At 43.0% G+C, this 18318-nt stretch carries 19 protein-coding genes; 12 read left to right on the forward strand and 7 right to left on the reverse strand.

Annotated features, from left to right (window positions below):
- Positions 1 to 29: 29 nt before the first annotated feature.
- The 3 genes from GLO7428_RS23490 to GLO7428_RS23500 form a co-directional block, all read right to left on the reverse strand.
- Positions 30 to 1016, reverse strand: coding sequence for a cytochrome c oxidase subunit II (locus GLO7428_RS23490; protein WP_015191083.1), 987 nt, complete (start codon positions 1014 to 1016; stop codon positions 30 to 32).
- An 82-nt stretch (positions 1017 to 1098) separates the two neighbouring features.
- Complete coding sequence (locus GLO7428_RS23495) at positions 1099 to 1695, reverse strand: DUF2231 domain-containing protein (RefSeq protein WP_015191084.1); 597 nt, start codon at positions 1693 to 1695, stop codon at positions 1099 to 1101.
- Positions 1692 to 2189: a DUF2231 domain-containing protein gene (locus GLO7428_RS23500; protein WP_015191085.1), complete on the reverse strand. Its 498-nt coding sequence runs from the start codon at positions 2187 to 2189 to the stop codon at positions 1692 to 1694. Before GLO7428_RS23500 ends, GLO7428_RS23495 begins: the two co-directional genes overlap by 4 nt.
- A gap of 549 nt (positions 2190 to 2738) precedes the next feature.
- On the opposite strand from GLO7428_RS23500, the gene GLO7428_RS23505 reads away from it, so the two are divergent.
- Positions 2739 to 3014, forward strand: a complete 276-nt coding sequence (locus GLO7428_RS23505; RefSeq protein WP_015191086.1) for a Calvin cycle protein CP12 — start codon at positions 2739 to 2741, stop codon at positions 3012 to 3014.
- Between the two features lie 49 nt (positions 3015 to 3063).
- On the opposite strand, the gene GLO7428_RS23510 is transcribed toward GLO7428_RS23505, so the two are convergent.
- Positions 3064 to 3243 carry a hypothetical protein gene (locus GLO7428_RS23510; RefSeq protein WP_041918748.1) on the reverse strand — a complete coding sequence of 60 codons (180 nt, stop codon included), beginning with the start codon at positions 3241 to 3243 and terminating at the stop codon, positions 3064 to 3066.
- Positions 3244 to 3454: 211 nt separating this feature from the next.
- Between GLO7428_RS23510 and GLO7428_RS23515 the strand changes: the two genes are divergently transcribed.
- The 11 genes from GLO7428_RS23515 to GLO7428_RS23565 all read left to right on the forward strand — a co-directional run bounded on the left by GLO7428_RS23515 (position 3455) and on the right by GLO7428_RS23565 (position 14641).
- Entirely contained in the window at positions 3455 to 4345 is an 891-nt protein-coding gene (locus GLO7428_RS23515) for an alpha/beta fold hydrolase (protein ID WP_015191087.1), read from the forward strand.
- A gap of 186 nt (positions 4346 to 4531) precedes the next feature.
- Positions 4532 to 6097, forward strand: a complete 1566-nt coding sequence (locus GLO7428_RS23520; RefSeq protein WP_155823857.1) for an alpha/beta hydrolase — start codon at positions 4532 to 4534, stop codon at positions 6095 to 6097.
- A gap of 751 nt (positions 6098 to 6848) precedes the next feature.
- The gene (locus GLO7428_RS23525; RefSeq protein ID WP_015191090.1) at positions 6849 to 7322 is read left to right on the forward strand and encodes a tetratricopeptide repeat protein; all 474 of its coding nucleotides are present in this window, start codon (positions 6849 to 6851) and stop codon (positions 7320 to 7322) included.
- Positions 7301 to 8365 carry an ABC transporter substrate-binding protein gene (locus GLO7428_RS23530; protein ID WP_015191091.1) on the forward strand — a complete coding sequence of 355 codons (1065 nt, stop codon included), beginning with the start codon at positions 7301 to 7303 and terminating at the stop codon, positions 8363 to 8365. Before GLO7428_RS23525 ends, GLO7428_RS23530 begins: the two co-directional genes overlap by 22 nt.
- Before the next feature lie 127 nt (positions 8366 to 8492).
- Positions 8493 to 9281, forward strand: coding sequence for an ABC transporter ATP-binding protein (locus GLO7428_RS23535; protein WP_015191092.1), 789 nt, complete (start codon positions 8493 to 8495; stop codon positions 9279 to 9281).
- A 6-nt stretch (positions 9282 to 9287) separates the two neighbouring features.
- Complete coding sequence (locus GLO7428_RS23540; protein ID WP_015191093.1) at positions 9288 to 10118, forward strand: ABC transporter permease; 831 nt, start codon at positions 9288 to 9290, stop codon at positions 10116 to 10118.
- A 48-nt stretch (positions 10119 to 10166) separates the two neighbouring features.
- On the forward strand, positions 10167 to 11519 hold the full coding sequence (locus GLO7428_RS23545; protein WP_015191094.1) for an FAD-binding oxidoreductase: 1353 nt from the start codon (positions 10167 to 10169) through the stop codon (positions 11517 to 11519).
- Between the two features lie 5 nt (positions 11520 to 11524).
- A complete protein-coding gene (gene rtcA / locus GLO7428_RS23550) occupies positions 11525 to 12598 on the forward strand; it encodes an RNA 3'-terminal phosphate cyclase (protein WP_015191095.1) in 1074 nt (357 codons plus the stop codon).
- A 158-nt stretch (positions 12599 to 12756) separates the two neighbouring features.
- The gene (locus GLO7428_RS23555) at positions 12757 to 13275 is read left to right on the forward strand and encodes a 2'-5' RNA ligase family protein (protein ID WP_015191096.1); all 519 of its coding nucleotides are present in this window, start codon (positions 12757 to 12759) and stop codon (positions 13273 to 13275) included.
- A 9-nt stretch (positions 13276 to 13284) separates the two neighbouring features.
- Positions 13285 to 14109 carry a creatininase family protein gene (locus tag GLO7428_RS23560; RefSeq protein WP_196797420.1) on the forward strand — a complete coding sequence of 275 codons (825 nt, stop codon included), beginning with the start codon at positions 13285 to 13287 and terminating at the stop codon, positions 14107 to 14109.
- A gap of 55 nt (positions 14110 to 14164) precedes the next feature.
- Positions 14165 to 14641, forward strand: a complete 477-nt coding sequence (locus tag GLO7428_RS23565; protein WP_015191098.1) for a 2TM domain-containing protein — start codon at positions 14165 to 14167, stop codon at positions 14639 to 14641.
- A gap of 7 nt (positions 14642 to 14648) precedes the next feature.
- Here GLO7428_RS23565 and GLO7428_RS23570 read toward each other — a convergent pair whose 3' ends face one another.
- The 3 genes from GLO7428_RS23570 to GLO7428_RS23580 form a co-directional block, all read right to left on the reverse strand.
- Positions 14649 to 15917 (reverse strand): lipopolysaccharide biosynthesis protein, encoded by a 1269-nt coding sequence (locus GLO7428_RS23570; protein WP_015191099.1) that lies wholly within the window; start codon positions 15915 to 15917, stop codon positions 14649 to 14651.
- A gap of 165 nt (positions 15918 to 16082) precedes the next feature.
- Positions 16083 to 17042: a glycosyltransferase family A protein gene (locus tag GLO7428_RS23575; protein WP_015191100.1), complete on the reverse strand. Its 960-nt coding sequence runs from the start codon at positions 17040 to 17042 to the stop codon at positions 16083 to 16085.
- A 4-nt stretch (positions 17043 to 17046) separates the two neighbouring features.
- Complete coding sequence (locus GLO7428_RS23580) at positions 17047 to 18312, reverse strand: DUF563 domain-containing protein (RefSeq protein WP_015191101.1); 1266 nt, start codon at positions 18310 to 18312, stop codon at positions 17047 to 17049.
- Positions 18313 to 18318 lie beyond the last annotated feature (6 nt).

The following is an 18318-nucleotide window of genomic DNA, read 5'->3' on the forward strand; positions in this document are numbered from 1 at the left end:
TCGATCGCTCTTAATGAAAGCAAGCCACTTTAAGCAGGCGGGCTATCAGGTTCATGCTTGGGAGCATAATTCACTACAGGTGGTGCTGCTGGTGGGATTGTCTCCCAACCGCGAACGGCTACTTTGTCTTTTGTTGCACCCTCGCGATCGTTGGCTTTGCTGTATTCAAAAGCAGCCTGATTAAACGCAGGGCTAGGCGACGCAGTAGCAGCATCGGCAAGCCATTGTTGATACTCGTTGAATGGTTGAACAACGACATCGGCTTGATTTGCCGCAAAGTAAGTACCGCTAAACATCGAATCGCGCAGGCGATAGGTTCCGGTTTTAACAGGAGTCAGTTCAAAATCGATTTCGTGATTGGGAACGACGTCTTGCTTTAGGCGAAATGCCGGAATGTAAAAGCCATGCAACACATCTTCGGATCGCAATGTAAATCGCACGCGGCGATCGACAGGTAAATGTAACTCGGTGCTAGTGATATCTTGTTCTGGATAGTGGAAAATCCATGCCCATTGCTTAGCAATCACGTTAATTTGCTCAATCGGAGCCGTTTCCACTGCTTTTTGAATCTCCTGCTGCGGCGTGCTATCAAAAGGTTCAGCGTAAGCAGGTTGCATCATTTGCGGCATATGCAAATGCACCAGTTCCATTGGACCGCGCACCGCCATTTTCTCGTAAGTCCGATAGCTAACGAAGGAAAGCGTTAATACCAAAACTAAGGGGACAGCCGTCCAGACAATCTCCAGCCAGGTATTACCTTCTATTGGGGGACCATCGCTCAGATCATATTTACTGGCTCGATGAAAGACCAATGAGTACAGAAAAGGTCCAATGACACCTAAGTAAATGAACGTGCCAAGCCCAGTAAAAAGACTGAATAAATCATCAAGTAACTTTGCTTCGGCTGCTGCTTCTGGCGGAAACCAAGAATATGATTGTTTCGCCATCCAAAAGCTAGCTAGCGCAACCAGGATGGCATAGATGCTTATAACTATAATTGCACGGAGTTTCATCATGACAGCGATCGCACTATAAATGAGAACTGCAAATACGATAATTTTGTACAAGTGGCAGACAAACGCAATGCTTACTACTGCCTCATAATTGATTAGGATTTTCGCCTAAGTGCAGCATTTGATCCGCTGTTACATGAATGCCGAACTCAGCACCCAGATGCGCGCCCAGTGTTCCTTGTACAAACATCAGAGCAAAAACAAATAAACCAGCTGCAAGATAACTCCACTGTACTTGTCTTGCCATGTCTTTGCGCCATTGATAGCGTTGAAAGCCACGCCAAACAGTCATTCCTACGATCAAGGTCAAAATGAGGACTCCCCCGACGCCGTGGAGAATCATCGTTTCTAAGGCATGAAGCCCCCACGCACTCTTGACATCTGCAAGCGGTACAGCTAATGAAACTTCAAATAAACCAGCCATGACCGTAAAAAAGGTAATGACGGCTGATGCCAAAAGATTGTACCAACCAACATCAAACAGCGATGAGCGGGTAACGGGGATCGCCAGAAACTTAAAAATTGCTTTCTCGACGGGAAACAACGCCCCGACAATATCAAAGGCGATCGCAACAATAAATAACCCCAAAGTGAGATGCACTAAATTGGGATGAATAGGAATGATGTAAGGCAATCCATTAACCCCTAAACTATCCCACTGTTTCAGCAGGTCTGGATTCATGACAGACCTCCTCGAATTGCTTCTACTACAGGAACTGTATGCAAGCCATAAACCCACACGAGTAAGCTACCGAGGTATGACTGAACGCAAACTAGCCCGACGAGCAACACACTCACCGCGAGGTAAGGAATGGGTAGCTGTGGTCTTTCTTGTAACCGAATTACATAGCGCCAGGCGGTGACGATCGCCAGAATTCCCGAAAGCGACCAGCCTAAAATTGTATGAGCATTCAAAGTTGAAACTGATGCTGCATATGGCTCTGCTAAACCTGCTTCAATCTGTCCAAAAATAATCGCAATAAATATTGAAACCGTAGCAAAGGCTAGATTCCACCAACTAACTTCATACAACTTGGCATTTTTTGTGAAATACGCAAGGATATCGCAAAACACTGCAAACAGCACCATCGCAATCACGAAATGCACCACGATTGGGTGAATCGTATCAGGATAAGGAAGGTTATGCTCGTTGAGCGGTGGAAGATACTTAAACACAGGTTTTTAGAATAATGCAGTAAGAGTGAATATAGAGGTAGTACTGAGAAATGTGGTGTAAGCAATTAAACTGAACGCGTGTTTGAAGTCTAATAGACTATAAAGCCATAAGCTTTTGAGTTTCAAGAGTTTCTGTTTGCAGGTTATCTTCATTGCTTATTTTACAAAATCGCTCTTAAGAGAGAAGCGTGTTTTTGCTTTGGTGTGATGTGAGGAGCGTAATTATTGGTTTAGCGATCTTTTCACTCTACACCGTAGGTTTGTGTTATTCATCTGCTGAAATCTGCTGTAGAGACGGGGATCGCTGAGAGAAGCATTGACTCAGGAGTATTATTGCCTTCGTCAGAAGTCGAACTAGAAGCGTTTGAGAAGTTCGCTGCATTAGAAAGCTAAAATCCGTTTGTTCGCAATGCGCACCTGAGTACGTCGCAGTTAAGTAAATCCTATTAATGATAGTAAAAACTTATATTTTTATCATATTGCTATTGTATTTATTTATTGCTAAAGTCGGATCAGTTTGCGAAACCGACAACATACTGGAGAAGTTCAATGGTTTACACACCTGAAAAACAATTAGTCACAACAACTGCAATTTCTCATGCTCAAAGCAAAAGTTTGGAGACATCTTTCCAAGCCGCTTTAGAACACGCTCGTCGCCTCACTCAAATGTATGGCATTGGATCAACTGAAGTTGCTGTAGCTTGGGATACAGTCGAAGAATTGATAACTGCGTTGGTTCGCCAGCCAAAACGATCTCTTTCTGCGTTTGAGCACTACTGCAACTTGCATCCAGACGCGCCAGAATGTCGCATTTATGACGTTTAAGCAGCAGTTGCTTCATTAGGAAGTTTGCACTACCCCAAGTTGCTTGTGCTTACGAGAGTGTAGGTAGTGCGATCGCTGCGTCCAGACTAGCACCTTCAGGCAACTCGTTTTGCTCAAATAGCGATTTTCTACCTACACTAAAAACCTTTACTGATAAAAGAATTTTACTTAAACCACTACTCAAAAGCTTGAAGTTATACCATTTCACCAAATAAAAACTACAAATCATTTCTCCTCTGCACCTCTGCCCACGCCAGTCGCCTCAACGGGGACTCGGGGACCCCACGTAGTGGGGATTGGGGGTAAACCCCCGCACGGCGCAGGCTCCTGAAGCTGCCTATTTGTAGTAAATTCAAAGTGACATGGTATTAGAAGGCTGCTTCTCAGCAAAAATGTTATTTAATAAAAAAGTGGTGATTAACAAATTTTAATAAAGACCTGTGACTACTCAGCAAATACCTTATACTTCTAGCTTAGAAAAGTACGTTTGGAACTGGCAAGGATACAATATTCAGTACACCGTTAAAGGCGAGGGACGTCCTTTAGTTTTGGTGCATGGATTTGGTGCTTGTATCGGACACTGGCGCAAGAATATCTCTGTACTAGCCGATGCGGGCTATCGCGTGTTTGCTTTAGACATGCTTGGTTTTGGTGGATCGAGTAAACCGCCGCTGAATTACACTTTAGACGTTTGGGAACTTTTGCTCAAAGATTTTTCGGAAGCACACATTCAAGAACCTGCAATATTTATCGGTAACTCGATCGGCGCGTTATTGAGTCTAATGGTAGTCGCAAATCATCCTGAAATCGCCGCAGGTGCGGTTTTGATTAACAGCGCGGGTGGTTTAAGCCATCGTCCAAATGAACTGAATCCGCCGTTACGCATCTTCATGGCAGGGTTTAATCGGCTTGTGCGATCGCGAATTACAGGAAAAACGATCTTTAACCGCATTCGCCAAAAATCGCAAATCCGCCGCACGTTGCTGCAAGTATACCGCAATCGCGAAGCTGTCACCGATGAACTCGTAGATATGCTGTACGAACCAGCGTGCGATCCTGGCGCGCAACAAGTGTTTGCTTCGATTATTACCGCGCCTCCAGGTCCTAGTCCAGCCGAGTTGTTACCGAAGGTGAAACGTCCTTTACTCGTGGTATGGGGTGCGGACGATCCTTGGACGCCGATTAGTGGCGCAAAAATTTATGAAACGATGCGCGATCGCGGTGAACCTATTGAAGTTGTCCCAATTCCAAACGCAGGTCATTGTCCGCATGATGAAGTTCCCGACAAAGTCAATCCTGTGATTGTTGAGTGGTTAGATAAATTACCCTAAGCTACTGTTTACTAGACTTTTAACTTTCTCAAAGTTGCTAGTTTATAAGTAGCTGGATTTCTGGAATTGGTAGCTTTGATATCCAAACCTCACAGACAAAATTTATATGCGTATCAGCGCGTATTTTGGCAAATTGGGCTGGTTGCATCTTCCTTGGGGTTTTGCCTCATCCCTACTCTAGGAATCATGCGACCATCCTTGACAGCGGAGCGAATTTATGCTTCTTACTCAGTTGTCGAACGCTCAATTTCGGTAGCAGCGCTAGAAAGGTATGCACGTGAGGGGATTTTAGATGACGAACTTGCGGTTTATGCACAATACATCAACCCACAACAGCTAGAACAATTACGACGGGTATTACTGACGCGAATTGAGTTGAGTCCGGTAGCCGTTGCACAGTTTCTTTACACGCCGCAAGGAATCATTTTATTAGAGCGATTGGGGCAAATTATTCAAACCGAAGCGCGTCAACCAGGTTTTTATGCAATTCGCTCTGCATTAATTTTAGCCGCAGCGACGCCGGATGGTTTAACGCTACTCAATGTGTTACGTCAGTTTCCCACACGTAGTATTCGTATCAATTTAACACGCAGTTTACAAATAGCAGAACAACTAGAAAGATTAGTCAGTCAAACTGCACAAGCGATCGCACTTGTGCAAAAAGATGCCATGAATGCTGCGATCGCGCAACCACTGGATGTTTGGCAATTACCTGATTTGCGCGAACGAGGTTCATTGAGTTGGAATCAGCAAACACTCACGTTATCCGATCCAAGACGCGATCGCCAATTTCTGGTGGATATGTATCTACCACTGAATTTGGAAAAGCCAGCACCAGTGATTGTGATTTCGCATGGTTTGGGTTCGGATCGAACGAGTTTTATCTATTTAGCAACTCAACTCGCATCCTATGGCTTTGCGGTGGCGGTTCCCGAACACCCTGGAAGTAATACAGAACAATTGCGATCGCTTTTGTCGGGAGTCGCTGCGGAAGTCGCGCAACCAAACGAATTTATCAACCGTCCGTTGGATGTCAGGTATTTACTTAATGAGTTGGAACGTTTGCGCATCTCTGACGCCCGTTTTAGAAATATCGATGTTCAGCGCGTTGGAGTGATTGGGCAATCTTTTGGCGGTTATACTGCATTAGCACTTGCAGGCGCAGAATTAAACTTTGAACAACTACAAAAAGACTGTACAGCGTTAAGCGATTCGCCTTTGTGGAATGTTTCGTTATTACTGCAATGTCGCGCGTTGGAGTTACCAAAGACAGGCTATGTTTTACGCGATCCGCGTGTCAAAGCTGCGATCGCTATCAACCCGATTACGAGTAGTGTTTTCGGTGAAGCGAGTATTCGTCAAATTGCTGTCCCTGTGATGATTGTCAGTGGTAGTGCGGATACGATTGCACCTACATTAGCTGAACAAATTCGTCCTTTTAGTTGGCTGACGACTCCTGATAAGTATCTGGCTGTGATTGTCGGTGCTACGCACTTCTCAACCATTGGCGAAACTACGCCTGGTTCTGAACCTATCGCCGTACCACCACAAGTTATCGGTCCTACTCCAGAAGTTGCACGGTTGTATATGAGTGCTTTGAGCGTACCGTTTTTTCAAACATACATCAACAATTCGCAGCAGTATCGCCCGTATCTTAGTTCAGCGTATGCGCAAGCAATTAGTGAGAATTTGTTACCGCTGAGTTTAGTGCGATCGCTCTCAAATACTGCTCTAGAACAATTTCTCCGCTAATGTTACTGCGGTTAGATGTCGAAAAATCAGAACGGCTATTAATCTTAACTTTAGCTGTTAATAGCAGAAGTCAGGAATAAAAGCTACCTATGGTGATAGTTTTCTGCTTCTATAATGTCCTAATTAATCTCTCAATTGCTACATACCATAGCAAAACGCATTCAGCTTAGGACAAGTATATTGAGTAAATGTATTACTCGATAAAGCTTTTAAAAAAGCTAACAGCTAACTGCTATATCATATGAGACTATAGAAATGAACAATATATTAATTGCAATTCTCGTCTTAGCTTTACTACTTGTTACTATTTTCTCACCTTTTTCTGCTTTAGCTTTGTTAATGCTTTTTCTATTAATTTCAGCTTTTGCAGGCATCGTCTGGAGTATACTAAGAACGCTGATTTTTGGTGAGCCTAGTAAAAAGAGTTAGTTTGTTTAGCAATGCTTTAAACTAGAGCGAATCTCTACTCATCACAAAGGTTACAGAGGAGCGCGAACGACTCTGTTTTTTTGTTTTTGAGAAATGGTATATTGAAATACAACAAAAATATATCTGTTTGCTTAATTCTTATATAGTTAGTTGTCAATTTCCAAGCAAAATTCAGTTGGCTTGTTTATAGGGCATCCGAAAGAGGATAGTATTAATTCAAGACCTTCCTACTTCCCAATTGTGGGAGATTTAGGGGGTAAATACCATATCTTTAAGACTCATATGGCATACTAAGACAACTCAATAAGTTCAAGCAGGAATTATGGATGACGCATCTATTATTGATCCACTACTAGAAGCTTTAAAAAATCCTGATGAGAAGGTGCGCAATTGGGCAACGCAGGAGTTATGGAAGCATTGGTTTGGACAAAAGGGCGTTTACGGGTTGCAGCTATTACAACAAAGTCAAGCGCTAGTTGAAGCGGGTAAAACTGAACAAGCCGAAGCGTTATTATCAGAAGTTATTGAAGCTCAACCTGATTTTGCTGAAGCGTGGAACCGACGTGCAGTATTGTATTACATCAACGGTCAATATCAAAGGTCGTTAACAGATTGCGAAATGGTAGTTAAACTCAATCCGGTTCATTTTGGGGCGCTTCATGGTATGGGTTTATGCTACATTGCTTTGGGAAATTATAGTGAGGCGATTCGGGCTTTGCGTCGTGCTTTAGAAGTTCAACCGTATGCAATAGAAAACCAAAGGTTAATTCTAGAATGTACTGCACAACTCAGCTAAAAAATGATAAGGTAAATCGTCGCAAATTTTTGCAATATAGTTCGTTGTTTATTGGTAGTAGTGTAGTTGCCGCTTGTACAAATAATCAGTCTCAAGTTGATACTTCGCAATCCAACGACCTCGATCGCGTAACGTTTGGGACAAACTGGGTAGCCCAAGCCGAACACGGAGGATTTTATCAAGCGATCGCGACAGGCATCTACAAAGAACACGGCTTAGATGTCACAATTCAAATGGGTGGACCGCAAGTTCCAACAGGTACGCAATTATTAATGGGAAATGCGGTTGATTTCTTTATGGGATATGGTGTTGATGCAGTTAACGCGGTTGCAGAAGGAATACCAAAAATTACTGTAGCGGCAATTTTTCAAAAAGATCCCCAGTGTCTTATTGCGCATCCTAACACAGGAGTTGATTCAATAGAAGACCTTAGAGGTAGACCGATTTATATATCTTCGTCGGCGAATGTAACGTATTGGCCTTTGTTAGCCGCAAAATTTGGGTTTACCGACGATCAAAAGCGTCCTTATAATTTTAATCCTGGTCCATTTCTTGCGGATAAGCAATCGGCACAGCAAGGATATATCACGTCTGAACCTTTCGCGATCGAGCGACAAGGAGGATTTACACCCGTTGTCTTTTTATTAGCAGATTATGGTTATATTCCTTATTCAACAACGATCGAAACCAGGCGCGAATTAGTCGAGAATAATCCTGATTTAGTTCAACGCTTTGTCGATGCATCGATTAAAGGTTGGTATAGCTATTTAGAAAACCCAGCGCCAGGAAACGAATTAATTAAACAAGCTAACCCAGAAATGACCGACGAACAAATCGCCTATGGACTTGATAAACTCCAAGAATACGGGATTATCAATTCTGGTGAAGTCGAACAACTCGGAATTGGGGCGATGAGTGAGGAACGATGGCAAACCTTTTTTAATACTATGACTCAAGCAGGAGTTTTTAAACCGAATATCGAGTACAAACAAGCATTTACCTTGCAATTTGTCAATAAAGGCGCGCAGGCGTATCGCAGTTAGTGGACAGTGGAGAGTGGGCAGCGAAGATTTTCAACTGTCAACTCCTAAAGATGATTTGGTATTCCTGCTTACGGTAGAGTGACGCTGGATAGAATATGGTAGGTAATTATCGATCAGTTGATAGCGAATGACTCTTCCCGCAATTCGGCTAAATCAGATCAGTAAGGTTTATGGTAACGGAACTGTAGCTTTACAAAATATGAATTTAGCAATTCAGGATGCTGAATTTGTGAGTTTAGTAGGTCCATCTGGTTGTGGTAAAAGTACCGTATTGCGGATGATTGCTGGCTTGGGACAAATGAATTCTGGCAGTATCGAGTGGGGAATTAGCGATCGCCAACTGGCGTATGTCTTTCAAGAAGCTGCGTTAATGCCTTGGGCAACGGTGCAAGAAAACGTGCGTCTGCCGTTAAAATTAGCTGGGACATCGAAAAAGTATGCGGAAGTCTTAGTACAGCAAGCAATTCAAAGGGTTGGGTTGAGTGGATTTGAACGCAGCTATCCCCGCGAGTTATCTGGCGGGATGAAAATGCGAGTGTCGATCGCACGTGCTTTAGTCACAAAACCAAACGTGCTATTAATGGATGAACCTTTCGGTGCGCTCGATGAAATTACGCGGAGTAAGCTGAATCATGATGTCCTCGATTTGTGGAGTCAGCACCGATGGACAGTCGTGTTTGTAACGCACAATATTTATGAAGCGGTTTATCTTTCTAATCGTGTCATTGTAATGGCGGCGCGTCCTGGGCGTGTTGTTGCAGATGTCGCTATCAACGCACCGTATCCGCGTAGTGAAGAATTTCGTACTTCTTTGCTGTATAACGAATATTGCCGCGAAGTTTCGCAATGTTTAGTAGCAGCTATGAATGAGTCGCCGTTACAACTTAATCACACTGCGATCGCCCAACCAATATAGTAGACAATGACTATTCTCCGTCGCCGCAAATCCTCTTTAGTTAACGCAAATCATGGCGTATCGATTGATGTTGTCGCACCGATTGTAGTAGGAATTCTGGCGTTGGTGGCGTGGGAAATTTTTGTGCGCGTAACAGGTTTACCACCGTATCTACTGCCTGGACCTCTGTTAGTATTGCAAACATTAATTAATGACTGGAATGAACTATTTGCTTCGTTGTTAGTCACGTTGCAAATTACTGTCGTTGCGTTTGTCGCCGCAGCGGTGTCAGGGTTGTTGATTTCGATTTTGTTTACGCAGAGTAAGTGGATTGAGAAAAGTTTATTTCCGTATGCGGTGATTTTGCAAACAACTCCGATCGTAGCGATCGCACCGTTGATTATTATTTGGTTAAAAAACAACACGTTTGCGGCGTTGGTTGTTTGTGCTTGGATTGTGGCGTTTTTCCCGATTGTTTCTAACACGACGCTGGGGCTAAATAGTGTCGATCGCAATTTAGTCAATTTGTTTCAACTGTATAAAGCTTCAAAGTGGCAAACTTTGCTGTATTTGCGTTTACCGAGTGCTATGCCGTATTTTTTGGGAGGGTTGCGCATCAGTGGCGGTTTGGCGTTGATTGGTGCGGTGGTCGCGGAGTTTGTCGCAGGAACAGGTGGGGCGCGATCGGGAATTGCGTATCGCATTTTGATATCGAGTTACAATTTGCAGATTCCGCGTATGTTTGCGGCGTTGTTGTTGACGACGGGGTTGGGGGTGGCGATTTTTGTGGGGTTGACGGCGTTGTCAGATTGGGTGTTAGGGAAATGGCATGAAAGTGCGGTGAAGCATGAGAATTGAGAATGAATCGAACCACATAGGCGCTAGGACGCAAAGAGGTAATTGGGGATGACGAGTATGGCGGTTAAGGTTGATGGGGAGGCTTTTGTTGCTGCGTTGGGGGAGATTGAGGTGATTACTGATGCGGCGCAGGTGGCGAAGTTATCGCAGGATTATCATACTTTTAGTCCGATTTTGCAACGTCACTTGGCAGGGAAGGTTGGGGATATTGCGGTGCGCCCTGCTACCGAGGCGGAAGTTTTACAGGTGGCGGCGGTGTGCGCGCAGTATCGCGTTCCTGTGACGGTACGAGGTGCGGGAACGGGTAATTATGGGCAATGCGTACCGTTGCATGGTGGCGTGATTTTGGATATGTCGCGGATGCAGCGAATTGGGTGGATTGAGAAGGGTGTGGCGCGCTTAGAAGCGGGGGTGAAGTTGGCGGTGTTGGATAAGAAGGCGCGGGAAAGCGGTTGGGAAATTCGCATGGCTCCTTCAACGTATCGTACAGCAACGATTGGGGGATTTATTGCGGGTGGTAGTGGGGGAATTGGTTCAATTACGTATGGACAATTACGCGATCGCGGTAATCTTTTGGCGCTAAAAGTGGTGACGCTAGAAGATGAACCTCGTACGATTGAGTTACGCGGTGATGACGTGCAGAAGGTGAATCACGCTTGGGGTGTGAATGGAATTATTACTGAGTTAGAAATTCCGCTTGCGCCTGCTTATCCTTGGGTGGAAGCGATCGTGACGTTTGATGATTTTATGACCGCTGCGCGTTTTGGGCAAGCTTTGGGTGATGCGGATGGTATCGTTAAGAAATTGATAACAGTTTTTGCTGCACCGATTCCGGCTTATTTTGCGGCGTTACGCCAGTATCTTCCTGACGGAACTCACGCAGCTTTTTTGATGGTTGCTGAATCGAGTTTAGAATTACTGCCAGGGTTGATTCAAGAGTATGGCGGAAAGCTAACTTATCAAAAGTCAGCGCAGGATGCTGGTAAGGGAGTGAATTTAGGGGAATTTACTTGGAATCACACAACACTACACGCGCGTAGTGTCGATCCGTCGATGACTTATTTACAAAGTTTGTTTCCCGCAGATAAATCATTACAAACTGTCGAGCAGATGTATCATCATTTTGGCGATGAGGTGATGATGCATTTAGAATTTATTCGAGTTAATGGTGTCGTTATTCCTGCGGCGTTGCAACTTGTGCGCTATACAACTGAAGAACGGTTAAATGAGATTATTCGCTATCACGAAGCGAACGGCGTGTTTATTGCTAATCCGCATACGTACATTATTGAAGATGGCGGACGTAAACAAATGGACCCCGAACAGCTAAAGTTTAAACAAATGGTCGATCCTTATGGACTAATGAATCCTGGTAAGATCAAAGCTCTTATGGCGAGTTAAGTAACTTGCGTACGCAACAACATTCTGGTACTGCGGTGATTGACATTGACGGTTCTTATGGAGAAGGTGGCGGACAAGTTCTACGGACTTCACTCAGTTTATCTGCAATTACTGGTCAAGCGGTACGCATTGAGCGCATTCGGGCGGGACGTAAAAAACCTGGATTAGCGGCTCAACATTTGACTGCGGTACGCGCAGTTGCAGCAATTTGTCACGCGGAGGTAACAGGTGACACATTGGGTTCGATGTCGCTAGAGTTTATTCCTAAGAGTGCTGTACAAGCCAGTCAATATCACTTTGATGTGACTACAGCACAAGCAGGTGGTTCTGCGGGTGCGGTGACTTTGGTATTGCAAACAATTCTTTTGCCGTTAGCGATCGCACCAGGTAATTCTGATGTCACACTACGCGGCGGAACTCATGTTCCTTTTAGCCCGCCACTCACGTATATCGAACAGGTTTACTTACCTCTGTTACGTCAAGTAGGAGTAGCAGCCGAGGTAACACTCAACGCCTGGGGCTGGTATCCGCAAGGTAGAGGTGAGGTACAATTGCAAGTTCGCGGTAATAGTAAACTCAGTGAAATTAATTTACTAGAAAGAGGTGAATTGCAGCAGGTGCGTGGATTGGCGGTAGTCACTGAATTACCTTCACACATTCCGCAACGCATGGCAAGTCGCGCTGAAAATTTGTTACGTCAAGCGCATCTTAAAGCTACCATAACACCGTCACGCGAAAAGGGAATTGCCCCTGGTGCAGGGATTTTTCTGACTGCTGAATATGCAAACACTCGTGCTGGATTTGGTGCCTTAGGGCGTGTAGGTTTAGCCGCAGAGAAAGTCGCAGAAATGGCGTGTGTAGAGTTGTTAAATTTCCACGACACAGGCGCACCTGTTGATGTTCACTTAGCAGATCAGTTACTATTACCAGCAGCGTTAGCTATGCAACCAAGTCACTATCGAGTTGCAGAAATTAGCCCTCATTTGACGACGAATGCGTGGGTAATTGAGCAATTTGGTGTAGCGCGAGTGAATATTAATGCAAGCGAGAAGGTAGTTGCGATCGCACCTCTACCTTAGCCCAAATTTTAAACTTAGCTGGAGAATGAAAATATATTTTTTAGATTAGGTGATGGGTAATGGGGAACGCGAAAAGCTTTTAGCACTTGGCAATTAGCATTTAGCAATCAAACAACCGCTAATCAATAATCGTTGTTTAATTACCTGTTACTAACCATATGTCATCACCGCTTATTCTGACACTCAAACTCGATCGCATAACCTTTGATTTTTTCAATGAATTGCGTCAGCAGCACTTTCCACCGGAAAGAAACTTCCTTCCTGCACACATCACGCTTTTTCATGCACTTCCAGGCGAAGAAGAACTATCAATTCAGCAGACTTTACAAAACCTCTCTACAGACACTGCATCCTTACCACTGCTTTTCTCAAAGCCGCGCTTTTTGGGTAAGGGTGTCGCCATAGAAGTGAAATGTTCTGAATTGGTTCAACTGCGTCAACAACTTGCTACAACTTGGAATATGTGGCTAAGTAAGCAAGATCAGCAGCGATATCAACCGCACGTCACAATTCAAAATAAAGTGACATCTGAGGAAGCGCGTCAACTTTATAACCAGCTTGTTAGTAATTGGGCCTCTATTAACGGATATGGCGAAGGGCTGTTACTCTGGTATTACAAAGGCGGACCTTGGGAGTTGGCAGGTGAATTTAACTTTGAACGCGGTGCGATCGCTTAAATTGTAGAGATGATGCACAGTTTCATTCCACCACAACGATTTTTTCCTTATCTGACTTGGACTGACATTCAAGCAATGCCAAATAAACAGGATGTCGTCTTAGTTCAACCTGTCGGCGCTATTGAACAACATGGTCCGCATTTACCTTTGATCGTCGATGCTGCAATTGGTACGGCAGTTTTGGGAAAAGCATTAGAAAAACTTGATGCAAGTATTCCTGCGTATGCGTTACCAACATTGTACTACGGCAAATCAAACGAACATTGGCATTTCCCTGGCACGATCGCTCTTAGTGCCCAAACGCTACTATCAACTTTAATTGAAATTGCCGAAAGCCTTTACCGCGCAGGATTTCGCAAACTCGTATTGATGAACTCGCACGGCGGACAACCGCAAGTTATGGAAATTGCAGCGCGGGATTTGCACGTCAAGTATGAAGATTTTCTAGTATTTCCATTGTTTACCTGGCGCGTTCCGCACGCTGTTAATGAATTACTTTCACTCAAAGAACAGCAACTAGGAATTCATGCGGGAGATGCAGAAACGAGTTTGATGCTATCGATTTTGCCCGAACAGGTGAAGATGCAAGCTGCGATCGCTGAATACCCAGAATTACCAGAAGATAGTTTACTTTCAATGGAAGGTAAGTTACCTTTCGCGTGGACAACTCGCGATTTGAGTCGTAGTGGTGTACTAGGCGATCCGACAGTGGCGACGAAGGAAAAAGGCGATCGCATTCTCGAATCTGTCTCGGATGGTTGGGTAAAAGCGATCGCAGACATCTATAAGTTTCGTCAGCCGCAGGCTTGGCATAATAGAGACAGTACCCTTTAGGGTTGTTTGTTATATCTTTATCAAAACTTCCCCAATGAACACATCAGACAACAAAATGACTCGCGTATATCATCAGGAAGATATTCAGCAAATTTTGCAAATCGCGATTTCTCGCCAAGCGCATGAAGGCGAATTTACGCGAGAACAGTTAGTAGAAATTGCTGCTGAGTTAGAAATTACCCCTGAGTGCTTGCAAGCTGCTGAAAGAGAATGGCAATTGCAACAAGCTGATTTGCACAAACGCCAAGCTTTCAATCTGCATCGTCGCCGCAACTTACAAAAGGGTTTCGGTAATTATGCGATTGTTAACTCTTTTTTCCTGCTCCTCAATTTTATCAGTGCAGGTGAACTTTCTTGGTCATTATATATTGCTTTATTTTGGGGTGTAGGGCTTGCATTGAATACCTGGAATACTTTCCAAACTCAAGGCGAAGAATACGAAAAAGCTTATCGCCGTTGGTATCGTAGCCGCCAAATCAAACAATCTGTGAATTCCTTAGTCGATCGCTGTCTTAAAGCCTGGCAAACATGATGCAATGCTAGGCATTCTGTCGTTTACGAAAAACATAGCTTGTTGTCCAATAGATAAATAAGGGGATAGTGATAACGTGAACTAACAAAACACTCGTAGCTACTCCCAAAGCTTGCCCATGAATTCCAATCAGCAACGCTACGCTAAAGATAGTTGTAAATAAGATATTCCAGTATAAATCTAAATTAGGCTTGCCTATCGCGACGAGTAATAGCGAAGCAGCATCAGCAAATGCGCGTGGAATTGCAGATAAACAAATTAACATTAAAATTGGAATTGCTACTACCCATTGCTGACCAAAAACAATTGGCACATATAAGGGAGCTAAGCTTGTTTGTAGAATGACTAAAGGGATAATAATTGTAGCGATCGCTTTACGGCTGTGCGCGTAGTGTTTTTTAAGTTCCAACTGATTTGATCTTGCGGCGCATAGATGTGGAAATAAAGCAGTATTTAAAACAGTGATGAAACTCAAACTAATTCCTAATCCTGCATTGAAACCGAAGAAATATAAGCCTAATTCTTTAATTCCTAAAAAGCGACCGACTATTAAATAATCCAAATTATTTCTGAGTGTTTTTAGGAGATGCGTGCCAAAAATATTTTTACCAAAAATAAAGAACTCTTTCCAATACTTTGTTGTAATATTTTTCGTTGGACGCCATGAATGATAATGATAGTATATAAAAATATCAATAGGAGCAACCAAAACCCAAGACAATACAAATGACCACACTCCCATACCTAAAACCGCAAAAATTCCTAGCAAACTATAGCTAGTAAAGTTTTTGATTGTATTGCTAATAGCGCAAACTTTAAGCTTATTTTCTTTTTGGATCATAATACATTGAATTGCGGCTAAAGGCCATATCAAATAGGGAATTGCTGCTACACAAATTGGAAAAATCAAGCGAGTCTCGTTGTAGAACCAAGCAATCGGAAAAGCAGCAAGACACTGGATAATAAATATACCTGTATAAATAATCCAATTTAACCAATACGCTGAGTTACACAACTGCTTGACATCTCTATCAGATTGAATAATTTTTGCACCGATTCCTACTTCCATCAGTATGCGTGCAAACTCATTAATTGTCGTAACAATTGCTATTAAACCGTAGTCATAGGGTGTTAAGAAGCGTGCAGCGATCGCAGTAACGCCTATACGAAACACTCGCGTAATTATTTCTGCACTACTTAGCCAACCTAGATTAGAAATAAACTGGTTAGATAACTTTTGTCTTAGCTTAGTAATAGGTTGTTCAATAAAACTCACTACCTTTCTAACCCCCAGATTTTTTTATGCTCTTGAATTGGTAATATTGTGTGTTTTTATCAAGATTAGTGAATCTAAAAAATCTTTTTATTAATAACAAAAACTCTGATTTCATAAGAAACGAATTATATCAAGGTTTTATTAAAATATAAATTTATACTTCTTCTAACCTTGAGTGCGAATAGTATAGCTAGCACCAAAGTGAGTAATTTTTTTAGCAATATCAGGTGAAAAGAGTTGCATCAACAACCATTTGGCAAAGTAGCGTTGTGTTGTTCTACTAAGTAAAATTTTCGGGTGTAGGCGTACTGCTAGCTGTAGCTTTTGTCCAATCTGTTTAATATCTTCCGCACTGGTAACTTGAGTGAAATGTAACCCCGCCAAATATTGATAAAGATTGGCTAAATTTTGATTTTTTAACGATTGAAGGTGAGAAGGTACAGCAGCAAAAACAGAATCAATAACAGCAAGAAGGCGCTGTTCCATCAGTACAACCTGCGCGGATGCGGAAGTTGGTGACTGACGATAGAAAACTTGTGGTTTGGGAACAACGACAAACTCGACAACCTGCGCCAAGCGCACAAACAACTCCCAATCTTCACCATGCGTCAGTGTCGCGTCAAAGCCACCGACAAGTTCCAACGCATCACGACGCACCAACGCATTAGAACCGCTGTAGAGGAAATTGCGCACTAACAACGGTGCATACACATTTCCTGTAAACCACACGGGTGGTGCAGCATGAATCATTGTCGCCGACTCATTCATAAAATACGTCCAACTGTACGCCACTCCAGCATCGGGGTGTTGTTCTAACGCTGCCACTTGACACGCAAGTTTGTCCGCACTCCATAAGTCATCTGCATCTAAAAACGCCAGATACTCGCCTTGGGCGTGGGCGATACCGCGATTGCGTGCTACTGATACTCCCGCATTCGTGTAACGATGCACTTGCATTCGTGGTTCTTGGATGCGGCTAAGTAATTCACTCGTGCGATCGCACGATCCATCATCGATGACAATCACTTCCCAATCGCGCAACGTTTGTTGTTGGACGCTGGCAAGCGCTGCGACGATTGTTTGCTCCGCGTTGTATGCTGGTACTATTACTGTTACTTTTGGCATAAAGTTAAGTTGTGCGATCGCGTATTAGTAATTCTTCTACTTCGCTAGAAGCGAGCATTTGAGCTAAAAGTTTTTGCAATTGCATTGTGTCAACTACCATGTCGCTATCGTGATAACGAAATGCCGTATAAGGTGAGTGACATTGAAGATACCCATATTGAAAACCTAAACCCCGTGCTAAATTAGCAAAACACGGCGATACAGATATACCAAATAATTCAATTAAAGTAAGATTTTGTGCGAAAATGATATTAGTTAAACCTGCCCCATGGGGCGCAACAACTATTGTTGCTTGTGCAAATAATCTTACTTCGTCATCGAAGTTCATTTCTTCAAGAACGTAAGCGACAAATCCAAAATTCGCCAACGTTGCAATGACATCATTTTCATTAATAATTCGTCGTCCTTCTGCGTGACGACGAGAGATAAATATTCTAGATGAAAAACGCTTATTCTCTGTCTTAGACAGGTTACGAAGCATCCGTTCGCGAATCCAACGACTTGCTGAAGGCGATTCTACGCTATATACCTTGTCGTAATGCCGTCGAAATGATGAGATGACTAATTTTTCTACTCGTAGCCTTGATTGATTCCATTGAATGCAGTCTTGTGGTTGGTAGCCTAAAAGTTTGAGGGAATCTATTTGCCATGCAGTAGGGTTAGCATCAATAATCAATTTAGGCTTTATCCCTGTTTGTTGTTGATAAAATTCAATTCCTTCTAATCGTGTTAAACAATCTATAATCCAGTGCCAATAATTTTTGCTCCAGGCATTTATCAATGAACAAGCAGTATCTATTTGTGGAGTCTTGTCAGCTAAGAAACTTTTTATAGCTAAAGCCCGTATGGCTACACTGCCCTCTAGATGGTTTTGCTGGCAATGGTATGGTGTTGTTGTCTCTAAGATGATATTCTGATTTACATCAAAGCCAACGGCTGCTGGCCCTGCCAAGTATGCATTATTAATCTCACAAATAAAAGGCGGCTCGATTTTAATAATAAAAGGTTGAATTTTATTATCAATATTTGCTACTTTGTCTAATGTTTCTGGTTCATTAGCAATAACCAATTCTTCAAGATTAAAGTGCAAAAGCTGATATTGCTCTGCATTATTGACTAATGTATCTCTTGTTATAATAGTTAAACCCAGCTTTTTGTAAAGATAAAAGATTGGTTTGCGAAGGAAAGACTTTACCTGAACTCGATAAAGCATCCTAAGCCGACTTAAAATTTTATCTACTTGTGTTTGAAGCGAGATAAAAATTATCACTTCTGA

It is taken from the genome of Gloeocapsa sp. PCC 7428, assembly GCF_000317555.1.
Taxonomy (GTDB): Bacteria; Cyanobacteriota; Cyanobacteriia; order Cyanobacteriales; family Chroococcidiopsidaceae; genus Chroogloeocystis.